This is a genomic window from Streptomyces sp. NRRL S-455 (assembly GCF_000717875.1).
Classification (GTDB): Bacteria; Actinomycetota; Actinomycetes; order Streptomycetales; family Streptomycetaceae; genus Streptomyces.
Window position 1 is genome coordinate 1 of sequence record NZ_JOCT01000098.1, and the last position, 297, is coordinate 297.

Sequence of the window (297 nt, forward strand, 5' to 3'; positions counted from 1 at the left end):
AAGGCTCCCAGTAGACGACTGGGTTGATAGGCCGGATATGGAAGCACGGTAACGTGTGGAGTTGACCGGTACTAATAGGCCGAGGGCTTGTCCTCAGTTACTCGCGTCCACTGTGTTAGTTCTGAGACAACGAACAGTTGTCGGCTTTGAGCAGAACAAACAATTGAAGAGTGTGCTTGTTCGCTCGAAACCATTAGGGTTTCGGTGGTTATAGCGTAGGGGAAACGCCCGGTTACATTCCGAACCCGGAAGCTAAGCCTTACAGCGCCGATGGTACTGCAGGGGGGACCCTGTGGG

At 53.5% G+C, this 297-nt stretch carries 2 rRNA genes; both read left to right on the forward strand.

Going from position 1 to position 297, the window contains the following annotated elements:
* Positions 1-95 (forward strand): 23S ribosomal RNA (locus IE97_RS0137970); the annotation flags it as partial.
* Between the two features lie 105 nt (positions 96-200).
* Positions 201-297: ribosomal RNA gene (rrf, locus tag IE97_RS39570) — 5S ribosomal RNA — on the forward strand; the annotation flags it as partial.